The 25,741-nt window shown below is 57.0% G+C and carries 19 protein-coding genes; 4 read left to right on the plus strand and 15 right to left on the minus strand.

The genetic code is table 11. The features are described 5' to 3' along the window. Window positions 1–11 precede the first annotated feature (11 nt). Complete coding sequence (locus LOY55_RS15850) at window positions 12–1,019, minus strand: Ldh family oxidoreductase (RefSeq protein ID WP_046027845.1); 1,008 nt, start codon at window positions 1,017–1,019, stop codon at window positions 12–14. A 218-nt stretch (window positions 1,020–1,237) separates the two neighbouring features. Between LOY55_RS15850 and LOY55_RS15855 the strand changes: the two genes are divergently transcribed. Then, window positions 1,238–2,428 (plus strand): EAL domain-containing protein, encoded by a 1,191-nt coding sequence (locus LOY55_RS15855; RefSeq protein ID WP_077430151.1) that lies wholly within the window; start codon window positions 1,238–1,240, stop codon window positions 2,426–2,428. Between the two features lie 91 nt (window positions 2,429–2,519). Here the strand turns inward: LOY55_RS15855 and LOY55_RS15860 are convergent, their stop codons facing one another. The 5 genes from LOY55_RS15860 to LOY55_RS15880 all read right to left on the minus strand — a co-directional run bounded on the left by LOY55_RS15860 (window position 2,520) and on the right by LOY55_RS15880 (window position 12,536). Further along, window positions 2,520–2,969: an outer membrane protein assembly factor BamE gene (locus LOY55_RS15860; protein WP_258665690.1), complete on the minus strand. Its 450-nt coding sequence runs from the start codon at window positions 2,967–2,969 to the stop codon at window positions 2,520–2,522. Window positions 2,970–3,038: 69 nt separating this feature from the next. Then, window positions 3,039–6,488 carry a YadA-like family protein gene (locus LOY55_RS15865; protein ID WP_309475385.1) on the minus strand — a complete coding sequence of 1,150 codons (3,450 nt, stop codon included), beginning with the start codon at window positions 6,486–6,488 and terminating at the stop codon, window positions 3,039–3,041. A 461-nt stretch (window positions 6,489–6,949) separates the two neighbouring features. Then, on the minus strand, window positions 6,950–10,603 hold the full coding sequence (locus LOY55_RS15870) for a transporter substrate-binding domain-containing protein (RefSeq protein WP_109787164.1): 3,654 nt from the start codon (window positions 10,601–10,603) through the stop codon (window positions 6,950–6,952). Further along, window positions 10,604–11,230 carry a response regulator transcription factor gene (locus LOY55_RS15875; RefSeq protein ID WP_046027186.1) on the minus strand — a complete coding sequence of 209 codons (627 nt, stop codon included), beginning with the start codon at window positions 11,228–11,230 and terminating at the stop codon, window positions 10,604–10,606. Window positions 11,231–11,366: 136 nt separating this feature from the next. Then, window positions 11,367–12,536 (minus strand): EAL domain-containing protein, encoded by a 1,170-nt coding sequence (locus tag LOY55_RS15880; RefSeq protein ID WP_258665695.1) that lies wholly within the window; start codon window positions 12,534–12,536, stop codon window positions 11,367–11,369. 387 nt (window positions 12,537–12,923) lie between these two features. On the opposite strand from LOY55_RS15880, the gene LOY55_RS15885 reads away from it, so the two are divergent. Beyond that, window positions 12,924–13,484 (plus strand): YSC84-related protein, encoded by a 561-nt coding sequence (locus tag LOY55_RS15885; RefSeq protein ID WP_046027182.1) that lies wholly within the window; start codon window positions 12,924–12,926, stop codon window positions 13,482–13,484. 81 nt (window positions 13,485–13,565) lie between these two features. Here the strand turns inward: LOY55_RS15885 and LOY55_RS15890 are convergent, their stop codons facing one another. Together LOY55_RS15890 and LOY55_RS15895 are read right to left on the minus strand one after the other, a co-directional pair. Further along, entirely contained in the window at window positions 13,566–14,402 is an 837-nt protein-coding gene (locus LOY55_RS15890) for an alpha/beta fold hydrolase (protein ID WP_046027180.1), read from the minus strand. Window positions 14,403–14,636: 234 nt separating this feature from the next. Further along, on the minus strand, window positions 14,637–15,428 hold the full coding sequence (locus LOY55_RS15895) for a cysteine hydrolase (protein ID WP_109787162.1): 792 nt from the start codon (window positions 15,426–15,428) through the stop codon (window positions 14,637–14,639). A 159-nt stretch (window positions 15,429–15,587) separates the two neighbouring features. On the opposite strand from LOY55_RS15895, the gene LOY55_RS15900 reads away from it, so the two are divergent. Beyond that, on the plus strand, window positions 15,588–16,616 hold the full coding sequence (locus LOY55_RS15900) for a GlxA family transcriptional regulator (protein ID WP_258665698.1): 1,029 nt from the start codon (window positions 15,588–15,590) through the stop codon (window positions 16,614–16,616). Between the two features lie 9 nt (window positions 16,617–16,625). Here the strand turns inward: LOY55_RS15900 and LOY55_RS15905 are convergent, their stop codons facing one another. Beyond that, window positions 16,626–19,526, minus strand: coding sequence for an EAL domain-containing protein (locus LOY55_RS15905; RefSeq protein WP_077430145.1), 2,901 nt, complete (start codon window positions 19,524–19,526; stop codon window positions 16,626–16,628). A gap of 250 nt (window positions 19,527–19,776) precedes the next feature. On the opposite strand from LOY55_RS15905, the gene chrA reads away from it, so the two are divergent. Continuing rightward, window positions 19,777–21,135: a chromate efflux transporter gene (chrA, locus tag LOY55_RS15910; RefSeq protein ID WP_258665701.1), complete on the plus strand. Its 1,359-nt coding sequence runs from the start codon at window positions 19,777–19,779 to the stop codon at window positions 21,133–21,135. Between the two features lie 98 nt (window positions 21,136–21,233). On the opposite strand, the gene LOY55_RS15915 is transcribed toward chrA, so the two are convergent. The 6 genes from LOY55_RS15915 to LOY55_RS15940 all read right to left on the minus strand — a co-directional run bounded on the left by LOY55_RS15915 (window position 21,234) and on the right by LOY55_RS15940 (window position 25,655). Then, window positions 21,234–22,370 carry a nickel/cobalt efflux protein RcnA gene (locus tag LOY55_RS15915; protein ID WP_258665703.1) on the minus strand — a complete coding sequence of 379 codons (1,137 nt, stop codon included), beginning with the start codon at window positions 22,368–22,370 and terminating at the stop codon, window positions 21,234–21,236. 7 nt (window positions 22,371–22,377) lie between these two features. Then, window positions 22,378–22,671 (minus strand): metal-sensing transcriptional repressor, encoded by a 294-nt coding sequence (locus tag LOY55_RS15920; protein WP_046027176.1) that lies wholly within the window; start codon window positions 22,669–22,671, stop codon window positions 22,378–22,380. A 464-nt stretch (window positions 22,672–23,135) separates the two neighbouring features. Next, entirely contained in the window at window positions 23,136–23,627 is a 492-nt protein-coding gene (locus tag LOY55_RS15925; protein WP_258668339.1) for a hypothetical protein, read from the minus strand. A 173-nt stretch (window positions 23,628–23,800) separates the two neighbouring features. Continuing rightward, entirely contained in the window at window positions 23,801–24,271 is a 471-nt protein-coding gene (locus LOY55_RS15930) for an RcnB family protein (RefSeq protein ID WP_258665705.1), read from the minus strand. A gap of 21 nt (window positions 24,272–24,292) precedes the next feature. Beyond that, entirely contained in the window at window positions 24,293–24,580 is a 288-nt protein-coding gene (locus LOY55_RS15935) for a hypothetical protein (protein WP_146206184.1), read from the minus strand. 106 nt (window positions 24,581–24,686) lie between these two features. Next, on the minus strand, window positions 24,687–25,655 hold the full coding sequence (locus tag LOY55_RS15940; RefSeq protein ID WP_258668341.1) for an AraC family transcriptional regulator: 969 nt from the start codon (window positions 25,653–25,655) through the stop codon (window positions 24,687–24,689). Between the last annotated feature and the right edge of the window lie 86 nt (window positions 25,656–25,741).

The following is a 25,741-nucleotide window of genomic DNA, read 5'->3' on the forward strand; positions in this document are numbered from 1 at the left end:
CCCGTCTTCTTTTAATCCAGCAATGCCTTCAAGTCGTTGTACAAGGCCTGCGGGATTTGCACCCCTTCCACCAGACTGCGCGCCCGCGCTTCATATCGCCGTTGCGACGGCAAGCGGGCACCTTGCCCTTGTATGCTTTCGAACAACGTTTCGGCACGCGCCAGGTGCTGCTCGGTGGCCTCGCCGAGAAAACGTCGCGGATCAAGTGCGATGATCAGCTCGCCATGGTACGGCGACGACTTGCTGCCAGCGTCATAGGCCAGCGATTCGGCACTGGTCAAGTCACCAATCAACGGCCCGGCAATCAGCTCCACCATCGCGGCCAGCGCCGAGCCCTTGTGCCCGCCGAACGTCAACATCGCGCCGGCATCGAGCACCACATTGGCATCGGTACTCGGTTGCCCGTCGGCGTCCACTCCCCACCCTTCGGGGATCGGCTTGCCGGCACGCCGATGCAGTTCGATATCGCCACGGGCAATCGCACTGGTGGCGAAGTCGAACACGAATGGATCTTTACCCGCACGCGGCCAACCGAACGCGATGGGATTGGTGCCGAACACGGGCTGGCTTCCCCCCGCAGGCGCGACCCAGGCATGGCTCGGATTGCAGGCCAGCGCCACCAGGCCGGCGGCGGTCAGTTGTTCGATCTCCACCCATAGTGCAGAGAAATGCACGCAGCGGTTAATGGCCAGCGCCGCAATTCCGTTTGCCCGGGTTTTCTCCTCCAGCAGCGGCATACCGGCCTGGAAAGCCAGCTGCGAGAACCCACCCGCCGCATCGACACGCACGATCGAAGGGGCCTGATCGATCACCTGCGGCTCGGCATCGGCCCGCACTTTGCCGGCGCGCAGCGAATTGACGCAGCCCAGAATCCGGTACAAACCATGGGAGGCACAGCCATCGCGCTCGCCGGCAATCACCGTGGCGGCTACCGCTTGGGCGTGTGCAGCGTTGAAACCGTTGTGCAGCAGGATCGATTCGGCCAGCGTGCGGGCTTCGATCAGGGACAGTCGGATCATAATCAACTCCTTGGACAGACCGTCCAGACTGGCCCATTCCAAGCGTTGCGGCTTGAGCGCTTTAGGCAAGGTTGATGACGAATTGGGCATACCCGTAGTGCCGTTACACCAAGCGATCACTCGGATTTTTCCTACACATCAGTGGCTTCATGCCTACAAAGTGTTGGCCTCTAGTGCGGCACTATCAGGCCATATTTCTATAATGAAGATCATTTGCGATGAATAAACCTTCGCTCCGCGCACTGGTTCTTGAGGACCATCCCTTTCAGCGAGCGTTTGCAGTCAAGGTACTCCAACACTTGGGGTGCACCGAGATCTTCCAGGCTGAAGACGGATCACAGGCGCTGGCACTGTTACAACAGGTGGGCGCCGTGGATATCACGCTGTGCGATCTGCGAATGAATGGCATGGATGGCCTGGAGTTCTTGCAGCAGGCCAGCCACTCCAATTTGGTCGGCGCGATCATCATCAGCAGTTCGATGTCTTTGGATCTGCGGTATTCGGTACAGAAAATTATCTCTTTGTTGGGTATGCAGTTACTGGGCGATGTCGGCAAACCCCTGCAACCGGAAGTGTTGGCACCGTTATTGGAGAAGTACTCGGCCAGCTCATACAAGCCCTCCAGTCGAGCCCCGGACCTGGTCCTGCCTGATTGCCAGGAAGTCACCCAGGCCTTGCGTGACCATCAGATCAAGGCGTATTACCAGCCAAAAATCAATCTGCGTACCGGCGAGATGTATGGCGTCGAAGTACTCGCCCGGTGGCTACACCCCATCAAGGGAATTTTATCGCCCGCGGTCTTCCTGCCGACGCTTGAGCGGTGCGAGATGATGGACGAGTTGCTGTTCGACCAGTTGAACCAGGCCTTGGCGCTGCAGAAACAATTGCGCGAAAAAGACATCGCCCTGAATTTCGCTTTCAACCTGCAAACGTCTCAACTGGTGGGCGGTCAACTGACGCAGCGGATCAAATCGATACTGGATCACTTCGACCTGCCAGGCGATGGCCTGACGTTTGAGTTGACCGAGGGCGGGCTTTTGGACGCTACAGCGGCCAGCCTTGAAACACTGGTTCGGCTTCGCATGATGGGTTGCCAACTGTCCATTGATGACTTTGGCGCCGGATTTTCCTCCTTGAAGCGCTTGTGCCAGTTGCCGTTCAACGAAATCAAACTGGATGGCGAGTTCGTGCGCACCTTGCACGAGCCACGCTGCCAGGCAGTTATCAGCAGCACGCTCGCACTGGGCGACTCATTGGGCATGTCAGTTGTCATCGAGGGGATCGAAACCCTGGAGCAACGAGACACGCTGCTTGATCTGGGTTGTTCAAGGGGGCAAGGATATTTTTATGCCAGCCCCATGAGCAGTGCAGATTTGCTGTCGCGTCTATCCCCTGCATCTCTCCCATGAACCCCGTGCAAACGCCAGAAACGACGAAGGCCCCATAGGGGCCTTCTTTTTTGCAGCACTGTTTCAGCAGGCAATGGCGTTAAATTCAACGCTATTGGAAGACAGGAGCAGCAGCGCCCTCCTCGGCATTGATGTTCAGCACCTGGGCACAGGATGGCGGCAAGAACAGATACGACTGCGCAACGTTATTGTCGTCGAACATCACCTTGTACTGGCAAACCATTGGCTCGCGGGTACCGGGCCGTGGGAATTTGAAGAGGTAGTCCCACTCGCGAACGTTGAACATCGCTTCGGAGAAGTGCGGCAAACCAATCAGTTCATAAAGCTGCGGCTTGGTCAGGCCGGGCACGACCTTGCGCAAGTTCTCCACGCTCACATAACTGCCTTCGGTACGGCTGGCATCCTTGAGCGCCGGGAACACTGGGGCACTGGACTTGCCATGATCATCAACATGGCTTCGATTGGTACCGCAACCTGCCAGCGTCGCGGCCAGGCAAGCGCTCAGAAACAGGCTCACCAGTGATGTATTGGGCTTTTGCATAAGATTCTCGACACGATAAATAGGAAGAGGAGCCCGGCCTGCGCCGGGCTCTGGATCAACGTGAAAGGGTTACCACTGATAACCCACACCCACCGATGCGCCGAAGTCGCGTTGGGTGTTGGTGGTGGCTTGCATTTTGGTGACCCACCGGCCGTTATCGGAGATCCGTGACACGCCCAACGCCATCGCCGATTCCCCGCGATAGGTGCCCAAGGAACCGGAGGTCATGCTTGCACCAGCGGTATACGGCTGAGGCAGTGCGGCCATGGCCATTGCACCGGCGATACCGGCACTCAAGTCGCTGTCCAGCTCTTTGATATTTTTGTTCAGCGAGTTGTAGACCGAATTGGTGTAGGCATTGGCGTTGTTGGTGGCGTCAGCCAATCCCTTGTTCAACTGGCTAAGGTTGACCGCGTCCGTCGGCGCCGTGCCGGCGGCCACATGGGTGATCTGTCGCTCGTTGCCCGCAGCGCCTACCGAAACACTGTTGGCGCGATCAGCCACCGAGTTGGCACCCAGCGCTACCGAGTTGTCCGCCTTGGCGGTGGAACCATTGCCGATTGCCGTCGAGTTGTTACCCGCGGCAATAGCGTTGGTGCCGACGGCCGAACTGTTCTTGCCTGATGCCTTGGCACCCGCACCACCGGCCATCGAGTCGTCGCCTGTCGCTGACGGTTTTGCCAGGTTGCTCGTGTTGTTGACCTGGAACATGCCGTCAGTGCCTTTTTGCAGGTTAGTGACATTCGTCACCGCCTGGGTCACACGGTTGTCGACGTCGGTCACCCGTTTGTCCTGATTCGCAACGGAGTTGTTGATCGAGCTGATCGAGTCATCGGTGTACTTCTTCGACTCGGCCACAGCACCATCGAGCTGACGCAGGTTAACCGCATCGGTGGCTTCCTTACCGTCCGCGAGGTTGCTGAGTGTGCGAGTTTCGCCCGTTGCTGCGTTGCCGATGGAGGCCGTACCTGCGGTCTTGTTGTCGGCACCGGAGTACTTGCCGGTATAGTTTTCAGCACCACGACCGCCATCGCTGGCCCCGCTACCCAACGCAACGCTGCCTTTGGCAGAAGCCTTGGCCCCTTCGCCCACCGCAACAGACGCATTACCCGCCGCATTCGCACCGTTCCCCGAAGCCACGGAGCCTGCGCCCGACGCTACGGCATTCGGCCCCATGGCAATCGACTCGGCCCCACTGGCCACCGAATCAGCACCCGAGGAGTTGGCACGGAAATACTTGATGCCCCCACCGTTGTTGATCGTGTTGAAGCTGTTTTCGATAGTCGTTACCCGATTATCGATGCCGGTAACCTGTCGGCCCAAGGCATACAACTGCGAACCGTTGACCGCATCCGTGGAGTTGGCGCTCAGATCTCCCGCACCCACGTTGGTGATCTTGTTAACGGTGACACCGCCATGGCTGGCACTGAAAGCCCCCAGGCTGGTATCCCACAGCAGTGCGTCATTTTTGAGGCTTGTGATGTTGGTGGTGTTGTTGCTCACCTGGTTATTGGTTTGATTGAGCTGCGACATGTTCACCGCATCGCTGTCATCTACACCGTTCGCCACGTTGGTGATCGTGGTGCCACCGGTGTGGGTGCTGCTGTCGTAGGTATTGCCACCCAGGGTAATGGTGTTATGGGTACTGTCGTCATATTTGACCACGTCGGCCACAGAGGCAGCGGCGCCCGCAGCGACGGCTTTCAATTGTTCGACGTTAACCGCATCGGCATCGTCTGCACCGGCGGAGAGGCCAGTGATGCGGCGGTCGCCGATGTTGACTTCGCCTGTTGCGGTCCCTGCGACCAGATAAGCCTTGTGCCCCAAGGTGCTGCCGTCTGCTACCGAGCCTGCGCCCAATGCGACGCTGCCGTCGTGGCTCGCTACCGCGCCCATGCCGATCGCCACTGCATCCTGACCTGACGCTACCGAGTCGGTGCCGGTGGAGTTGGCATGGAAGTACTTGGTGCCGGTCTCGTAGAGGTTGGTCAGCGAATTACCCAGGGTGGTGATGCTGTTATTGGTTTGGGTCAATTGGGAGAAGTTCACCGCATCACTTGGCGCCTTGCCATCCGCCACGTTAGTGATACGGGTGCCGCCGGTGTGAGTGCTGTTGTCGTAGGTAGTGCCACCCAGAGTAATAGCGTTGTGGGTGCCGTCGTCATACTTGACCGCATCAGCGTCGACAGCGGCGATGGCCTGATTGGTCGCGTGCAGCTGGCTGCCATTGATGGCGTCGGTGCTGGTGGAATTGACCTGGCCAGCCGCCAGGTTAATGATCTGGCGCTCGCCGTTGATCGAACCCACACTCACCACACCAGTGGGTGACCCGCCCGCGTAGTTGTAGGTCGTGCCGTTGATGATGCCGGTGGGCGTGGCCACGACAGCTCTGTCGGTGCTGTTGTTGCCGAGCACTACGCTGTTGTCTTGCGTGGTGGTGATGTTATTGCCGACCACGAATGTGTTGTTATTCGCGATAACGTTTCCGTTGCCGAGGCTGTAGCTGCTGTTGCCGGATACGCCGCTAAAACTGACAGAGCTTCCGGACCCGATGGCACCGGATTTATTGCCGGTGACTACGTTCAGATCGCCGATACCGATGCTGGCTGTGCCCTCGGCACGAGCACCAGTACCCAGTGCGATGGCGCTGGCCCCGGAAGCTTTTGCTGATTCACCTATCGCAGTGGCCCTCGAATTATTCGCCACCGCCAGATAACCGATACCCGTGCTGTTGAAGCCCGATGCAGTGGTCCAAGTACCTATCGCGACCGCATTCGCACCTGAAGCAATCGGAGCATTACCGATACTGACAGCACTGTAGCCGGTGGCTTTGGTGCCTGAACCAATGGCAACCGTATAACCTTCAGACGCAATAGCCGAGAAACCCAAGGCCAAAGATTTCACGATACTGGTGTTACCGCTCACTCCCGAAGTTGCGCCTTGACCAATTGCCATAGTTTCCGTCCCGTAGGCGGCCGCCCCGGTCCCGAGCGCGATGGCGTTGTACATTTGGGCCTTCGAGTTCTTGCCGATGGCTATCGCGCCGCCTATGTGCCCATCGGGCGCTATAGCGCCATTAGCGTTCGCACCACTACCCAGCGCCAGGTCATCGACCTCTGATGCGCTGGCTTTCTCGCCGCATGCGAGAGCATTGTCCCCAGAGGCTGTGGGCGCGGTCACCCATGTGCCATTGACCAAACAGGTATTGCCTGCGTAAGCAACGTTTAGGGAGCCGGCGCCAAACAACAATGCTGCAGCGGCAAGCTTAGTTACCGAATTGATCTTCTTGTGGCCGCTGGCCGCAACGCTCCCGATAAACAGTTCCACGCTCGACGCAGCGGCAGTGGTTGCGTCGCGGGGGGCGCCTAAACGATTGGATTTGGTCTTGGCAGTTGCAAGTTCCGAAGCAACACCCCAAGTATTGAGTGCCGCATTCCAAACCAACCTGAATATTTTGTTCATTACGCTACATTTCCTGCTGAGGGGGCTTGGGCCCACAGATGAACTACCCGAGGCCATGGGGCGACTGTAGATAAGTTCATTGGTGTTTAATGTAGGAAACTTCCTAGCGTTATTACCTCGCTAACATATTTCGGCGCACTACTGGCCCACCTGCTCTTGTTAGGAAATTTCCTACAAGTAGTTGGCTTTCGCCTTACATTTCCAACAATAGGATGATGTAACTGAACATCGATGAGAGGTGCTTGATAGAGTTGATGTTAGGCCGCGATAGTTTTAATTAAGTTGACGTGCAAGGGCGGCTGTTTTTTCTATCAGGCACACTTGGCCATTCATGCTTCGCTGAGCGAGCATCGCAGGAAGTCTTCTATTGGTTAAAACGAGGGGGCACTAGGGGCGATACAAGGAAGTTAACGGCTTTGTAGTGTTCTGGTGTTCCCTGGCGAATCCGGCATAAACCCAGTTTATGCCGTGATTGATTTCCGGCCCGGTCAAAACAACCGGCCTTTCGGCCTCTGCGTTCAAGCCACGTAGAGGCTCAGCTTCTCGGCCAATTGCTCCATCTCTTGTTGTAGCTCATCCACCGCTTGAGCCAATTGAGAGGTGTCGCGGCCATTGCAAACCTCTTCAAGACGTTCACAGCACTCGATCAGTCGTTGCGCCCTGATGATTCGCGCGCCCCCCTTCACTCGGTGAGCCAGGTCAGACAATGCATTCAGGTCGTGTTGGGTAAACAACTTGATCAGCCGCGCCATGTCTTCTTCGTTCGCGGTGGACAGATCATCAATCAGGCTATTGATCGACGCTTTGTCTCCCCTGGTCAGTTGCTCGACACTGGTCAGGTCAATCTCGTTGCTGCGCTGAATCGAGGTCTCCACCTCACTGCGTACAACAGGCACTACGGCATCCAGGCACGACTTCAACTCCTCCAGCCCGATAGGCTTGAACAGGCAGTCGTCCATACCCGCCTTGATGCAACGGGTCCGCTCTTCCTGTTGGGCGTTTGCGGTAAAACCCAGAATCAAACACGGTGCGAGGCCTTTGGTGTGTTCCTCTTCGCGAATGGCTTGAGTCAACTGATAGCCATTCATCACCGGCATGTTGCAGTCGGTGATCACCACATCGAACCATTGACTGCGCCAGGCTTGCAGACCCAGCCTGCCGTCTACGGCATCACTCACCCGGTGTCCCAGGTGGCTCAGTTGCTGAGACACCAGAAGTCGATTGGCAGGATAGTCGTCAACCACCAACACATTCAGCACCTGATGTTGCGCGGCAGTTTCATGCGGCATCATCCCGGGCAGTTCAGCCAGTGGTTCCAGCGTTGGCAGACTCATGAGTACTTCAACCTTTGTACCCTTGCCGAAAACGCTGCTCATGAGCAAACGCCCACCCATCATTTCGCACAGCGTCCGACTGATCACCAACCCCAACCCGGAACCACTGCGCCCGGATTGAGTGTTGTTGCTTGCCTGGGTAAACGGGCTGAACAAGCTCTGCTGATCCTCCTCCGAAATGCCGATACCGGTGTCTTCAATGACGAGGGCGACGGCCATGAACTGCGGATTTTTGGCGGGGCGTGCCTGCATGCTCAATCGCACCTGGCCGTCCTGGGTGAACTTGATCGCGTTACTCAGCAGGTTGGAAACAATCTGTTTGAAGCGTAAAGGGTCAATGAGCACATCACTCTGCATCTGGAAGTCCAGATCCAGTAGCAGGCTCAGACGCTTTTGCCGGGCGACACCTTCGAACACCCGCAGTACCGACTCCAGAAGCTCACGCAAATTGGCCCTCTCTGGCGACAGCGACAAACGCCCGGACTCGATTCGGGCGATGTCCAGAATATCGCCGATCAAATCCAGCAGGCCACGAGCAGCGCCAGACGCAACTTCAATCGCAAACCGGTCCGTTACGCCTTGATCGGCCTTTTTCATCGCCAGCTCAAGCATGCCGATGATTGCATTCATAGGCGTGCGGATTTCATGGCTCATCGTCGCCAAAAACAGACTTTTGGCCCGATTGGCATCATCGGCATGTTCCTTGGCCTCATCGGCGATCTCCTTCGCCTCACGCAATTGCCCGACAAGTGCCTGGCGTTCACTGATGTCAATCCATCCGGCAATCACCCCACCTACTTCGCCATTACTGTCGCGATAAGGCAGCATCCAGTGATAAATCTCCAGTTTACGGCCATCCAGCATCGTTATTTCACGGTCTCGAACCATCGGCGAGCCCCTGCTGATGATCCGCTGGAACTCCTCCTCGTAACTCCTTGCGTCCTCAGGGCAGAGCAACTTCACTTTGGTCTTTCCAACCACATCCTCGCGCTCGACCCTAAAGGCATTGAGGTAACTGGAATTACAAATCAACAAAACCCCATTGCGGTCCCGGATGTAGATCGGATGGGGTGTTCCATCAATCAAGACCCGCATAAATTCCAGTTGCTCGTTGAGTGCCCGCTCAGCCTCATCGCGCCTGCGCAACGCCACCTTCATATAGGCGATCCATATCAGCGCCAGCGCCAACAACACCAACACGCCACCAATAGCCTGGATGAAGAGCGTTCTGTTACGCGTCCAATAGCTGTCTTCGATCAACACATCGTTACGCCAGCGATTCGTTACTTCATCCATTTCCTCGGGTGGAATGCTCAGCAACGCCTTGTCGAGAATGGAATGGAGCTCCAATGCCCCGCGGCTTGTCGCGAAGGCCATGCGCGCAAAGTCGTTACCGATGGTGCTGACGACTCGTAACTGCCCGTCAAAATGATGATTTACCGTGTAATTGCTGATGATCAGCGGACCAACCATTGCATCCGCTTCACCATGCAGGACCAGACTCATAGCATGTTCAGAGTTGTCAGCATCGACGAGCAGGATCTTGGGAAAGTTGGCCGCCAGCCATTCGTGCATGCCCGTACTGCGAGCCAGCGCCAAGCGTTTGCCAGCGAGTTTTTCGGGCGCAAATGAAATGTCGGTGTTCGCTTTGGCAATCAGCACATAGGGCGAAGACAAGTAAGGTCGTGTGAAATGCAAGGCACGCTCGCGCTCCGAACTCGGAGTGAGCGCGGCTATAATTTCGGAATCATTTTTGCCAACATTTTCCACCATCGCAGCAACCGACGGCATTACCCGAATATCAAATTTCAACCCTGTGCGCAGCGATACTTTGCTCAACACATCATGGGCAATACCTGCGTAGTCGCCATTCTTGTTAAAAAATGACAAAGGCGGATAACCCCCCACGACATTGACCCGAACACTGGGGTGCTCATCCAGCCATCGCTGCTCACTGCTACTGAAATTCAGACGCCGCTTGCCTGGCATGCTCTCCCCGCCCGCCCCCCAACGGTTCATGATTTCCATGTGTGCACTCGCTGGAATCGCGTCTACGGCTGCATTGACGACACGAATCAGGGGTTGGTTTGCGCTATTCATGGCAAAGCTGAAGTCGCGAACTTCCATGCGGGAGAAGTCCGCTAACTCGACATTATTTAAAAAATTATTATTGATCAGGTAATTGGCGCTAACAGAATCACCGAGATAAACATCCGCCTGGCCAAACGCTACAGCACCAATGGCACCCAGCATGGAGGGATAAAGCTGCAAGGTGGCTTTAGGGTAAAAAGCGCGGACGGAATCAGGCGACAGGTAGTGGTAAAGCATGGCAATGGTCTTGCCGTTCAGGTCTACCGGCAAATCACTGCTGTCGCCCTTGCGGGTGACCAATGTGGGCTTGTCGTTGGAATAGGGATGGCTGAGCACAATGTTCGGAGACTGCGTCTCGAACTCATTGGCCGTCCCGACAAAATCCACTTCTCCTTTTCTGACCGCGTCCAGCACTTCGCCGCGACTGTCATACCGGCGAATCTCAACCTTGACCCCCAGGAGCTCGGCAATCAACTGCGCATAGTCAACCGTCATCCCTTCCATCTGATCATTATTGATCGTCATATCGAACGCCGCGTAATCGGGAGCCGAGGCCCCCAATACCAATACGGCCTTTGAGCGCAACCAACGCCAATCTCTCCCGTCGAGTGTTACGTGATAAGCACCGTTGACACTGGAACGGCCCAACACGCTCAGCGTGCTGGGTTGTGCTTCTACGGGAGAGGTGAAATTGGCCGTGATTACAAGCACGACCAGCGACAGACAGTATGAAAGAGACTTCACCATTTAAAGCAGATCGTTGCGTTTGGCAAAATCTGCCAGATAAACAACGGACGTGACATTAAGTTTCTCGATCAACCGCGCCTTGTAAGTGCTGACGGTCTTGTTACTCAAGAGCATGATGTCACCAATTTCTTTATTGCTGAGCCCATTCGCCAGTTGTTTGAGAATCGCCAGCTCTCTGTTCGAGAGCGTACTAATCAACTCCTCATCGGTTGCGCTTCCATCGCTGCGGCGAACAGAAAGGGCTTGTATATCCGGAAAATAGCTATAGCCGGACATGATGACTTTGACACCCCTGATCAGCTCATCAAGACCATCGGTTTTGGAGATGTAGCCCGCCGCACCGGCACTCATGCACCGCATGGAATAAAATTTTGCAGCCAAAGAAGTCAATACCAGAATCTTTGTGCGGACCTCCAACGCTCGAATACGTCGAATAACTTCCAGGCCGTCAAGCTTCGGAATGGTGATGTCCAGCACAACCAGGTCGGGCTCATGAGCAATGACCAGTTGAACGGCATCGGCGCCATTATCAGTTTCCGCGACGACTTCAAAACCTTCATGCGCCAGAAGCATTTTGACTGACGAACGTATAAAAGGATGATCATCTACAACGATTACTTTTAACATGTTAGTCCTTGTTGGCTCCCACTATAACCACGGCGCAATTGATGATGTTAACCCCTCCTCCAAGCCAACAGACAGTTTCATTACATCCTTCTGATCGGCAGGTGCAAGGCTATCATTAGTTTCTGTTACAAATCTGTTACTGGGGTCTTTGGCGCAGCCAGGTCCGAAGAACCTTGGCGCACATCGGCCGTCCCAGAAAAAAACCCTGCCCTTCTTCACACCCCATTTGCACTAATGAGTCTCGTACCCATTTGCTGCCGATGCCTTCAATGACCAGGCTCATATTCAGCGATTGAGCCAGCGCCAGAGTGCTGGTTACCATGGTTTTACTGAAAGGATGATGGAGTGCATTTACAAACTTCTTATCAAGTTTTATCTGGCTGAAAGGCAGGTGACAGAGCAGTTGCAGTGAAGAAGCCCCCAAACCAAAATCATCGATGGCCAGGCCACATCCGAGCATACGCAAGCGCAACAAGTTGTCCCGCGCCTTGGGATCGAGATCAAGCAGACCGCTTTCCGCTACCTCGAAAATCAATGACGAGCCTGAGAGTTCATGTCGCTTAAGCGCGCATTGTATGTCATCAGCCAAATCATCCGAGGCCATCTGCGAGGCATGCAGATTGAAAGCGATCTCGATATTCATGTTTTGCTTGCGCATGTCGCTTAGAAAAGTCAGGCCCTGCTCCAGCACGTGCTCGAACATTTCACCAATCAGGTTGTGCGCCAACACTTCAGCCAGAAAGTCGCGAGGCAACAACAACCCCCGAGTCGGGTGATCCCAACGGACCAGTGCCTCGACGCCAGTAAAGGTGTCTTCGCGCAAAGTGAGTTTGGGTTGATACCAGACCTGAAACTCACCTTGCGCCAATCCCCTGCGAATATCGTAGGCGCTAGGTATTAGTTTCGCTATTTCGGGCTCTACCTTCGATACCCCCCAGCGTTGCCGGTATTGCTGGATTATCCGATGCAAGGGGCGCATCTGCATGGGTTGGCTCATTATCCCCAGCAGCTCAAGGCCGACTAAAAGCGCCGTTCTCTCAAGTGCCCGGCTCACGGTTGGCTGCAAGGTGCCGCAGAGCGCTACGGCCCGGACCATTCCTGTTCTCGCCGCCTGTTGGAGAAACTCCAGATGATTAAGGTCTCTGCCAGCCAAGTCACACAATACGATGTCAACCCCACCTGAGGCCTCTAACTCGAGCAGTGCCTGCCGGACATCCGTTGCTTGAAGGATATCTGTTACGCCCAGGCGCCGGAGCATCATCACATGGATGTTGCGCGTAAATGCGTAGTCATCCAGTACCAGCACCCTCGGGTATTTCATGTTTGGTCGGTCACTCTTCCAGTCTTGATCAGCGCTGAATACTGGTTAAAAAAGTGAGCACTCGCCGTAGGAAACAGCCCTCTTTCTTGTAGGGAATTTCCCAAGGTGTCGGCCAAGCATGCGCAGAGTATCGGAGGTTGCCTAGGTCGATATCGGCCAGTAGCAAATCTGACAGCGAACCCTACACTGACACAGTGGTCACAACCATTGATGGCATCGCAACCGGCCAGTGGCCTTGTCCCCTGCAATCAAGAGCGACGCTTGCAATCCACATATTTCAGGGTGCGCCGGATACTCCAGTGGTTTCGGTTCCTGTCTGAGGCAGGCGCTGACTGCTGCTCGCGTCCAATGCTCCCTTATCGGAGTACGCAAATGACTCAATCAACGCGGTTCTTCCTATCGCTCTTCCTCGCGGCAGCCTCATTGGCATCGGCGAGTCTCCTGAACACTGCCGGTGCGGCCACCGCCGAGGACCTGAATGCCGACTCTCGGCAAGCGTTGCAACTTCTCTACAAATCAACTCCCGCTGCCGAAACCCTCTCGCACAAGGCCAAGGCGATTTTGGTCTTCCCGAAAATCATCAAGGCAGGCCTTGTCTTCGGCGGCAGCTATGGCGAAGGCGTGTTAATGAAGGGCACGAAAGTAGATAACTATTACAACTCTGTCAGTGGGTCATGGGGGCTACAGGCTGGCGCCCAGTCGTATGGCTACGTGCTGTTTCTGATGACCGACAAAGCGGTGAAATATGTCGCTGAAACCAAAGGTTGGGAAATCGGTGTAGGACCCACGGTAGTGGTGGTTGATGAAGGGGTTGCGAAAAACCTTTCCAGCTCGACGCTCAAAGATGACGCGTACGCGTTCATCATCGACCAGCAAGGCTTGATGGCTGGCGTCAGTATTGAAGGAACCAAGATTTCCTTGATAAAACGTTAAATCCCGTTGTTTGGTTGGACATCGGGCGAACAATGCGGTCAGCCATGGCCCCGCGAGCAGCAGGACCATGGCTTGCCCCGATCAGCCGCGAATGAACTTCAGCAGCTCTTGATTGACCACATCGGCGTGCGTCGAGCACATTCCGTGGGGGAACTTCTCATACACCTTCAGCGACCCATTTTTCAGCAGTTTGCTCGACAGCAGCGCCGAGTCAGCAATGGGAACGATCTGGTCGTCGTCACCGTGCATGACCAAGGTTGGCACGGTGATCGCCCGCAGGTCATCCGTGAAGTCGGTTTCAGAGAAGGCCTTGATGCACTCGTAATGGGCATTTGCCGCGCCGGCCATGCCTTGGCGCCACCAGTTCTGGATCATGCCCGGCGAAACAGCGGCACCCGGGCGGTTGAAACCGTAGAACGGGCCACTGGCGACATCCAGATAGAACTGAGACCTGTTGGCTGCCAGTTGCTTGCGCATGTCATCGAACACCCCGATGGGAAGACCGCCTGGGTTGGTCGGGGTTTTGACCATGACAGGCGGTACCGCACCAATCAAAATCAGTTTGGCCACGCGTTTCTGCACCTGGCCATACCTGGCGACATAGCGCGTCGCCTCCCCGCCTCCGGTCGAGTGACCGATATGCACAGCGTTGCGTAGATCCAGGTTCTGAACCAACGCCGCGACGTCTGCAGCGTAGTGGTCCATATCGTGGCCGCCGCTCACTTGAGAGGACCTGCCGTGGCCGCGCCGATCATGTGCGATGACGCGATAACCCAAGCCAACGAAGAACAGCGCCTGACTGTCCCAATCATCACTGCTGAGCGGCCACCCATGGTGAAACACGATGGGCTGGGCGTTCTTCGGCCCCCAATCCTTGTAGAAAATGTCAACGCCATCTTGGGTAGTCACTTTGCTCATGATCATGCTTCCACTGTTGATGTCAGGAGAGTTGACGGACGAAATTGCAAGGCAAGGCGCCGAAAAAAACGCCGCCAGTGCGGCGGCACTCAAGCCAAGAACGATAAAATCTCGCCGGTCCGGGCTAGCAGGCCCATTGTTTTTGTTATTGCTCATTTGGTACTCCGCGTCAGTCAGCAGAGACGGGAGCCACAAGGCCCCCGTCTCTGGTCAGGAGATGGCACATACCCTGGATCACTGCCCTTCGAGTTTTTTCACCACTTCGTCGGTCGTCATCACGTCATTGGCGATGTAGCGGAAGTTGACCAGCGCGCTACCGTATCCATCGCCGTCAGGCAGCTTCGGACCGGCGACGGCGTCGCGGACGACAACCACTTCGAAGCCACGCTCCAGGAACTCGCGAAGGTGCGATTCGACGCACAGGTTGGAGGCCATGCCCACGAGGACGATTTTGTCGATCCGTTTCTTGCGCAGTTGCAGCATCAGATCGTTGCTTTGAGGGCCATACAACTTGTGCGGTGAGGCGACGATGGTCTTGCCGTCTTCGATGAAGGGTTTGAACTCCTGCATGAAGTCGGCGCCCGAGTTACGGAAGCCATCAAGTGTCAAGGCGCCCTTGCGATCGAAGAGCCCCAGCTTGTGCTGAACGGTTTCCGCTGGCGCCTCGAACTCCCATTTATGATCGTGGGGATAGTAGTAGTGCGGCGAGATAGCGACCGTCGCTCCGGCCTTTTTGAACGCCGTGAACAGCTTGCTCAGATGCGGAACCAGATTTTGCTCGGTAACGCTCTGACCGAAGACTGACCAGCCCGCGCCCTCTGGACTCATGAAATCGATCTGCGGGTCGATCACGACCAGCGCGGTTCGGCTGGAATCCCACTCAAAGGTGGAGGCTGGGAGCGCGGGTTTGACCGGGTCGGCATACGGGTCCTCGGCGGCGGCGCCAATGCCCGGTGCAATCAGGAACGCCGCGAGCAAGGTGGCGCAGGCGATCATTTTTCCGGGGGTAGTTCTGTTGAAGGTCATTTGCACGTCCTCAAGGGTGGGGGTGCATTTACGGTACGGCGAGAAGACGGCACGAAATGGACATTTATCCCTGGATTTCGGCCGACACGCGCAGCCACCTTGCAGGAGGCGGATGGGCTCGCTACTCCTTCGTGACCTTCCAGACAGCACGCGCGTACTATGGCTTCCCCCATTCAGACTTTGGGCGTTCCGTTCATGCAGCGTCACATGTGTTTCCTGGTCTACCCAGGCTTCGTATTGCTGGATCTGAGCGGCCCGCTCGAAGCCTTCACCAACGCCAATCGCGCGCGCCCTTCGAGCTATCGATTCACGGTCGCGTCACTGGAGGGCGGGTTGATCCACGCGTCGAGCGGACTGCAAGTGGCGACTGAAACCATGCAGGTTGTCGAGCGCCTCGACACGCTCATCATCGTCGGCGCACCAACTGCCCCAATCGATGACCGGATGATGCCGATGGCGGCTGCGATACGGGACATGTCCCCGCGCTCTCGCCGCACGGCCAGTGTCTGTACCGGCGCCTTCCTGCTCGCCGAGAGCGGCCTGCTCGACGGTCGCGTCGCGACCACGCATTGGAACTATGCGCCGCAGTTGCAAGCACGCTATCCGTTGCTGCGCGTGGACGGCGATCGAATCTGGACCGAAGACGGGAATGTCTGGACGTCCGCCGGCATGTCGGCGGGCATCGACATGGCCCTGGCCATGATCGAACAAGACCTGGGCAAAGAGGTGTCGCGTTCCGTCGCGCGCATGCTGGTGGTTTACTACCGGCGACCGGGGGGTCAATACCAGTTCTCTTCGCTGCTGGATTTCGACCCGGGCTCGGATCGCATCCGCACGGTGCTGAGCTACGCGCGCGATCATCTGCGTGACGATCTGTCCGTTGAACGACTGGCCGACGTCGCCCATATGAGCGTGCGCCAGTTTGGTCGCGTATTCGCAGCGGCTATCGGAGTGACTCCGGCGAAAGCGATCGAGCGCCTGCGTATCGAGTCAGCGCGGCCTCTGGTCGAGGACGGACACCAAACCTTCGAGGAGATCGCCAGGTGCTTCGGCTTCGGCGATGCCGATCACATGCTGCGCAGCTTCGTGCGAGTCGTAGGGCGCACGCCGCAAGAACTGCGGCGCAGTGCCCGACAGTCCAAAGATACTGGCGGGGCTGGGAGAAAGGAGGATCAAACGTCGGCGTAAGCGAGGCGCTCAGCGTTGATCAAGCAGCGAACTCGCCAACAACGCTTCCAACCCCATCGGCTTGGCAAAGTAGTAACCCTGGGCTTGCTCAGCGCCGATTTCGCGCAGCAAGTCCAGGGTCGCTTTATCCTCGACACCTTCGGCCACCACACTCAGGTCCAGCGATTCGGCCATGCGCACAATGGCCCGCACGATGGCGCGACTGCGGGCACTGGTGGTCAGTTCGAGGATGAACGACTTGTCGATCTTCAGGCCGCTGAAACGGTATTGATGCACATAGCTCAGGGATGAAAACCCTGCACCGAAGTCATCGAGCACCACCGACATGCCGTTGTCGGCCAATTGCTGCATGGTCAGTCGGGCAATGGCTGGCTCTGCGACCAGCGCACCTTCGGTCAACTCCAGGCAGATCCGCGACGGCGCGACCCCGCACCGGGCCAACAGGGCAAGCACTTCACTGGCAAATTCCGGGCGCGTCATGCTGTAGCTGGAGCAATTGACGTGCACCGCAGGCCAATTGGCGTGCTCGGGCTGTGCGAGGATTACTGCAATGCTGGTGAGCATGTACAGGTCCAGTCGACCGATCAGGCGCAACCCCTCGACATCCGGCAAAAACTCGCCCGGCGCGATCACCCGGCCGCCCGGCTGATGCCAGCGGATCAGCGCTTCAAGGGCCAACAGTTCGCCGGTTTCGACGCTGACAATCGGCTGGAAATACGGCAGCAGTTCGTCTGTACGTTTGAGCGCATTGCGCAAGGCCCCTTCCCGCTCAACCTGGTCCGAGACTTCACGGCGCACTTCCTGGTTGAACACTGCGTAGCTGTCGCGCCCGGCGCTTTTGACCCGGTACATCGCCGCATCGGCGTCGCGCAGCAGGTCGGCCGGCTCGTGATGGAATTGGCCGTCGGCACTGACAATGCCAATACTGCACGACGAAAAAACTTCATGGCCATTGATGAAAAACGGCAGGTCAAACGCCACCAGGATCCGTTCGGCGATTTCGATCACCACCTCCAGCGGCGCTGCGGGAGCCAGCACCGAAAACTCATCGCCCCCCAGGCGAGCCAGCATGTCGGTTTCGCGCAGGCAACCGCGTAACCGCTGGGCGGCCTGCATCAACAGCAGGTCGCCGAAATGGTGGCCGAGGCTGTCGTTGACCATCTTGAAACGGTCGAGGTCGATGAACATCACCGCCAGGTGCCCGCCTTCGCTGCCGAACTGCGACCAGGCCAGACCGAGGCGCTGTTGCAGGTAGGTGCGATTCGGCAGGCCGGTCAGCGCATCGTGGGAGTTTTCGTGTTGCAACTTGGCGTTGGCGTGATCGAGCTCGCGGGTGCGGTTCTGTACCCGGGCTTCGAGCTTGAGGTTGGCGGCATGGATCGCTTCGGCGGCTGTGCGTCGCGACAACGCGGTGTCAATGTGGCGCGACACGAACGTCAGCAGTTCCTGGTCGCGCAGCGTGTACCAGACCTGCGAGGTATAGCTTTGCACCGCCAGCACGCCGCGCACTGCATCGCCATCAAACAAGGGGATGCCTAGCCAGGAATAGGACCGGACATACTCATCGGCGAGTTCTATTTCACCGCGCGCAGCCAATCGTTCGGCCTCGCCGGCATCAATCAGGCAAGGTCGACGCTGACGGATCACGTACTCGGTCAAGCCGCGGCGCCCACGCCGGGCCGCCGGGCGGGTCGTCTGTCGCTCATCGACATAATAGGGAAAGGTCACTTCAGTGGTCGCGTCGTCGAACAGCGCGATGTAGAAGTTTTGCGCGAACAGCAGATCACCGACGATGCCATGCAAGGTTTGAAACAACTCAGCCATGTCGCCAGGCTGGCTCGACAGTTCGGCAATCTGGAACAGCGCGCTCTGCAGATGTTCGGCACGCTCGCGGTCCGCCACTTCCTGCCTCAAGGCATCGTTGAGTGCCGACAGCTCCAGGGTGCGGCGCATCACCGTCGCTTCCAGGTCCTCTCGGTGGAGGATCCGGTCCAGCGCCATGGCCACGTGGCGGGCTACCACCAGGAACAGCGCGCGGTCTTCAGCGCTGTAGGTACGAGAAACGTCGTAGACCTGCATGGCAAGCATGCCAAACACGTCATCCGAAGCATTTTTCAACGGTGCGCCCATCCAAAACTCTGGACGATCACCCACGCAGTAGAATCGGCCCTGGGCCTGAGCCGCGAGAATGCCGGCGGCGTCGATCAGCAACGGCTGTCCGGAGGTCAACACCTGGCCGGTCAGCGACAGGTGCGAAGGGTCCAGGTATTCGTAGTTTTCCGACTCCAGGGCATCAACGTCGATGATGTCGACGTAATACGGGTAGTCAATCTTGCCGCTGTGCGGGTCATACAGCGCGAGATAGAAGTTCTCGGCGTCGATCAGGCTGGCCAGCAGCCGGTGAACCCCCACCAGAAACACTGACCGGTCGCGGGTCGAACTGGCCAGGTAGGTAATTTCATACAGTACGCGCTGAGTAATCTGCGCACGGGCAAGGGTATTGGTCTGTACCTGAATCCCCAGGCGCCGGGCAAACTCGGCGAGCGCCGGCTGCGCGGCATCATCGACTGGCGCGAGTAGCCAGCCCAGCACACTTTCGCCTTTGCCGGTCGGCCAGCGGTGCAAGCCCATGGTCAGGCAAAAGGCTTCAAACGCTTCGTTTGCAATGCTTGATGGCCATTGCACCCGAGGGTCGCCCTGCCCGACTAAATGCATTTGTTCACCGGCGCGGTAAACCCCCCACGCGGTGGTGTGGGCCCAGTGACGAGCTGAGTCCAATAATTGGGCGATCGTGTCTTCATTGTCAGCACAGGTCATGCCGACAGTATCGGGTTGTTCATTCAGTTGAGGTGCGACAGCGTCGCAATCGGTCGATTGCCGCGGGGAGTCGGTCAATGGACGAAAACTCATCAGTGCTCCCTGAGCCAAAAACTGGCGAAACTCACATGCTGATTACTGGCAATGTGCCGGTGAGCTTCTCGTTTAAAGCTAATAGAAGTTTTTTTCAATAGTTTTATTCGCTTTAATGCCAACTATGGGACGGACAGCGAGTTATTTGCTACAGGTTGTCCAGAACAACGTTTCTACACTGATGTGCGAGGTCGCCCGGAATGGCGCGAGATCCGTTGCGAGTCTTTCAAAAAACAAGAGGAACACATTTATGAGCAAGGCTCGCGCGTTGGCCGTTGACGAGGAGCTGTCCAGGCCGCAAGCGATCAGTCTGCGTGAGGCGTTCTGGTTCTGGCTGAAGCTGGGGTTCATAAGCTTCGGCGGGCCTGCGGGACAAATTTCGATCATGCACCAGGAGCTGGTAGAACGACGGCGCTGGATATCCGAGCGCAGATTTCTGCATGCCCTCAACTACTGCATGTTGCTCCCGGGGCCGGAAGCTCAGCAGCTAGCGACTTATATCGGCTGGTTGATGCATCGAACATGGGGTGGCGTCATTGCGGGTGCACTGTTTGTGCTGCCCTCGCTGTTCATTCTGATCGCCCTGTCGTGGATGTACATCGCCTTCGGTGAAGTACCCGTGGTCGCCGGACTCTTCTATGGAATCAAGCCTGCGGTGACAGCGATTGTCGTGCAGGCGGCACACAGGATCGGCACTCGGGCGCTGAAGAACAATTGGCTGTGGGTGATTGCTGCGGCCTCATTTACGGCGATCTTCGCCTTCAATGTTCCATTCCCGTTGATCGTACTGGGCGCGGCATTGGTCGGTTATGTCGGCGGACGCCTGGCACCCGAGAAATTCAGGGTCGGGGGCCACAGCGCCGCCAAAAAGTCCTTTGGCCCAGCCTTGATCGATGACGACACGCCGCCCCCTGAACATGCCCGATTTAGCGGGTTGAGACTCGCCTCCCTCGCACTCATCGGCGCGGCGTTATGGGCGTTGCCGATGGGGATTTTGACCGCTCTCTTTGGTTGGGGAGGCACCTTGACCCAGATGAGCTGGTTCTTTACCAAAGCCGCATTGCTGACCTTTGGTGGCGCCTACGCGGTGCTGCCTTATGTCTACCAAGGTGCGGTCGGTCACTATGGCTGGCTAACCCCGACTCAGATGATCGACGGCCTGGCGCTGGGGGAAACCACGCCTGGACCACTGATCATGGTGGTGGCTTTCGTGGGGTTTGTCGGCGCCTATGTCTCGCAAGTCTTCGGAGCTGATCAGGTGTTTCTGGCTGGCGCTGTCGCGGCGTCCCTGGTGACATGGTTCACCTTCCTGCCTTCGTTCTTGTTCATCCTCGCGGGCGGCCCGCTGGTAGAGTCGACTCACAACGAACTCAAGTTCACGGCACCGCTCACCGCCATTACGGCGGCGGTGGTTGGAGTGATCCTCAATCTGGCGTGTTTCTTCGGCTATCACGTGCTTTGGCCGAAGGGCTTCAGCGGCAACCTGGACTGGCCGTCTGCACTGATCGCCATTGCGGCGGCGGTGGCCTTGTTCCGCTTCAAACGCGGTGTCATTCAGGTGTTGATGGTCTGTGCGCTTGCCGGTTTGGCAGTGCATTTGCTGCGCTAGAGAGCTTGAACGGGTTGACCAAAATTGGCGGGCTTCGGGCCCGCCAGATCATCCTCGCCTAATGAGCCATGCAGGCAGCATCGCCTGAGATGGTCTATTTACGCATTCAGGCCGATCCAACCATGAAAGCCCACGTATAGGCCAACACCGATGATCAATACGCTGGACAGGTATGGCGCGCGACGAGCAACGGCGCCCAGCCAGGGCCAGCGATTGGACGCTTGCTTAGCGCCAATGGCCGCAGCAGCGCCCACCGTCACCAAAGTGATCGCCAGGCCGATGCTGAAGCACAGAACCAGCATGCCCCCTAGCGCGACCTCTTTAACCTGAAGACAGAGCAGCAAGACGGTAATCGCCGCAGGACATGGAATCAGACCGCCAGTCAGACCGAACATGACGATCTGCCCCGTGGTGACCTCGCGGTGGGTGAAGCGTTTGCGGATATCATTGGCGTGCGCTCGTTCGTGTGCGTCCTGATAGCCATCAATCGACAACTCCAGACCTTCCAGTTCCGAATGCCCGTGCCCGTGACTATGTTCCTGATACTCGAGATCGTAATCATGGGAGTGGCCCGCATGCCCAAGACTCAAGCGAGCACTGAACTCATGCGGCTCCGGGATATCCACGGCCGACTCCAGGAAACCCTCGCGCTCGACGAAAGAGAACGATTGAGTGCTGCCGTCTGGACGGGTCGTCATGAGGCGAACATCTGAGGCTCTCCAGGCATGACCGCTCAATACCTTCAGGCGCCAATGCGGTGGCATGCCTTCTTCAAAGATCGACAGTTCGATTCGGCCATGGCCAGTGTCGATGCGGTGGGTCTCATCATGATGGCCATGGCCATGTTCGCCGTGGTGATGATTGTCACCTTGCTCGAACTTGAACATTTGTTCACCGCGCCAGGTGCGCCACAGCATCCACAGCGCAATCACGATGATCAATACCGAGGACGCCAGCTGGAAGTAAGGCTCCGTGGTTTGAGCATCCAGGCCTTTACCCAAATACATGCCCCCGATAGCGACCAGCCACACCACTGCCGTGTGCGACAGCGTCGCGGCCAAACCCAACAAAACCGCCTGTTTGACCGAGCCACGAATGGCCACGATGAAGGCCGCCATCATGGTTTTTGAATGACCCGGTTCCAGGCCATGCAAGGCCCCAAGTAAAATTGCGCTCGGGAAGTACAGCCAGGCGTGAGTCCCACCCTGTTGCAGCAGTTCAGCGAAGTTGGGCATGTCTGGCCTAGAGGTACTTGGTGATTTGTTTGAACGCGTCCAGTGGTGCGCGCTCGCCATTGTTCAACGCCGAGACGGTGTCTTCCAGACAGTGATCAATATGATCCTGGATGAGCGTGCGCTTGGCTTGGCACACCGCTTTTTCGACCGCATGCAGTTGCTGAGCGATGTCCACGCAATCACGGCCCTCTTCGATCATGGTGATGATGCCGCGTAGGTGGCCATCCGCGCGCTTGAGGCGTTTGACAATCGCTTCATGACTTTGGTGGGTGTGGGAATGGTTGTGTCCGTGCTCACTCATGACTTGAGCCTCTGGCCTCAATGAATTACGGCGGCATCCTATCCCCCCTGGGGGGATACCGTCAAACGCATCAAAACCCTCGAAGCGTGCCAAAACATAAACACTTTGCCCTGTAAGCACGGGGACTTTCCGGCCCTTGAATTGGGCGCGCAGCAATTTAACCGCGGCTGCCGCTCTTGGCCCGGCGCTGCAATCGAACGTGTGATGTGGATTGTGAAGGCCGCCGTAAAAAACAGATCCGTTTCGGCTTCTGTATGGCGGCTTTGGGGTGTGGATTCAATCGGTGAAATCCACAGCCGATAGAGGGTCGTCTGGACCGGCCCTCTGGTTCAAATCACGACACCTTTGAGAAAGTCGAAAGGTGTCGCGTGTTTTCTCTGCAGGACGCTCGTGCAAAGTCAGGTGTGAGCTGAACCTGTCGATCGTTCAGTCAACAGTATCTTGAGCGCTCACCAGCCACTGACTCAAAACGAATGTTTCGATCCCGACGTTGCAGCGTTACTCAATCCTTTGGCGTTGTGATCCCCAGGGGTGGATCTCGAAACAGCGGTGGCTTTAGCAACACCGCGAGTATCTTTGGAGTGGGCGATACCTGAAGTGGTTGAACCATGAGCGCGATCACCATTGCGATCATTGCCATAGTGGTTCCCGCTTATGCCATGGTCGCGAACAGACCTGCCGGCATGATCGCTGCTCAGTCCATTGCCGTGGCCATTACTGTTGGAGTTGCCGGCGTGATCTGAACCGCTGTGACCGCTCCCAACACCGCCGCCATGGCCACCACCGTTTCCACTACCATTTCCACCGCCGTGACCACCGCCATTACCACCACCACCACCACCGTCTTTCGCATAGACGGAGTTCATCAAGGACAGGTCAGCAGGGAGTAACGGGGCGGCTGCAAGCATCATGGCGCATGACATTACAGCAACAAGACTCTTGTTTTTTAAAAGCATGATTGCTTCCATAAGGTTGATATCGCGCACTTTATGACGCGTTATCCCCTTGGCAGTTCAAGTCTTGCGACAGACGGGATGCGAGGTGTACTGGCCAAACAGGCGTGCGCGCCAGAAGGCGCGCTAAAACGAATACTGGCAAGGTCATGCCAACAGCGCTTACTGCTCAAGCTTTAATCAAAAGCACCATTCAAGACTTCATAAATCAGCCCCGTAGCCAGCGCGACCAGTATCAAGTCCGTACCCGCTTGCTGCCATTCGTACCCCTCATAGTGCGGCAGTCTGCCGATCAGCCGGCCATCGAGTTTTTTGGCGATGCCCGGAGGAAGTGGTTTGCCTCTCGCCAGGTTTTTTTGAATGCCCGGTGGCAACGCTGGCCCTGGGCTCCAGTAGTCCGGATAACCGCCAACAATCCCGAGAATGCTGCTGCGATTAATGCTTGGACCATTGTCCCAATCGCTGCCCCCGGAATTGTTGCCTTTGTTTCCATGACCTTTTTGGTTGCCATGGTCTTGGGTGTTTTGAGGATTTCCCTTTGCGCTTCCCTGGCCTTTCCCGTTACCGGGATCGGCCCATGCCGTAGCAGAGCCGGAGACCAGCGCACAACAGGCAACAGTTGCAATCAACGAGCGAAACCTGAACATAGAGGGTTCCTTCAGCGTGGATCAATTTCTACGTCTATCAAGACATTCACGGCGCAGCACAAGGTTATTGATCTCTCTGCATTCGACCGAGTGATCATCATCAGCTTTGTTTTTGGCCTTGTCCTTGGCTTTATCGCAATTGCCATTGTTATTGCAATTGCCTTTCCCTTTTTGATCGTTGTTGTTTTTTACACAGTTTCTGGCGTCACTTGCACTGCCCGAATCACCGCAATTTGAACCGGCAAAGGACAACGCAGGTAATGCCAGGGATAACAGAAGTGTGCACACAGAGGCCGCTACGATTCGCATGACGGAACTCCTGAGTAGTTTGTTTTTACCAGCGACTGCCGATTTGAGCCGGTCTGGCTGACTATAGCAGTCCCTATAGAAGAGGCTCGTTGACAGGGCTGTGGATTCAACCGGTCGAGGTACCCGATTGTCTGCGCCAGGTGCCAGGTGATGTGCCGAACTGGCGTTTGAACGCGCGACTGAACGCGGCTTCGGATTCGTAGCCCACGGCAAAGCCGATTTGCGCCACATTCCCGCAGCCTTCGCGCAACTGTTGCGCCGCCACGTGCATACGCCAGAGCGTCAGGTACTGCATGGGCGGTTGTCCGACCAATGCCGTAAATCGCTCGGCGAATGCCGAGCGCGACATGCCCACTTCAAGCGCCAGTGCTTCTGCCGTCCAGCCCTCGGTTGGACGAGCATGGAGCAACGCGAGTGCCCGCCCGATGTGGGGGTCTCGTAACCCCGCCAGCCACCCGCGCCGCTCGGCCGGGAGGCTGGCGACATGCTGGCTGACGGCTTCGACGAATAACAATTCGGAGAGCTTGGCGATAACCGCTGTCGAGCCGACGCGTCCCGCTGCGATTTCACTGACAGCGAAACGAAATGAGCTTTCAATCCAGGCGCCCGAAGCCGTCGCGCGTACGTCCAGCTTTAATAAGGAAGGCAGCGATGAAAGCAATGGACTGAAGGGCGTTTCAGACCCGAGGAAGCCACACAATAGTTGCGTGACCTCTCCGCCCCCGCCGTGCTTGATTCGTGCAATGCCGCCGACTTCTGGCGGTTGAATGACCTCACCCGCAGACATCGGCGCAATGCTCAGATCGCTGCCAAACGTATGAGTGTCGTTACGAGGAAGCAGAATGAGCTCGCCTGCTTGCACATCGATGGCGGGCTCCCCGTCGATCCGTAATTGCATGTGCCCCGCGGCGACAAAGTGCGACGCAATGATATGTCGAGGTGCCGCCAGGAACGGTTTGCAATCGTCGGCCGAGATTTTTCCGCCGATGCACCAGGGCGCAGTGAACTCCGCCTCGAGGAACACCCCTCCAGACAGCCGAATCACACGCAAGACATCAGAAAGCGCATCCAGCACTCGCCAGCCCTCCTCTCCGGAGTCCGGAGCAAGTAATCCGGCGCACTGGTCATTCATCGCCGGAACGGCGAGGCCTAGATTAGCAC

Origin of the sequence: Pseudomonas sp. B21-040 (assembly GCF_024748695.1) — a bacterium.
Taxonomy (GTDB): Bacteria; Pseudomonadota; Gammaproteobacteria; order Pseudomonadales; family Pseudomonadaceae; genus Aquipseudomonas.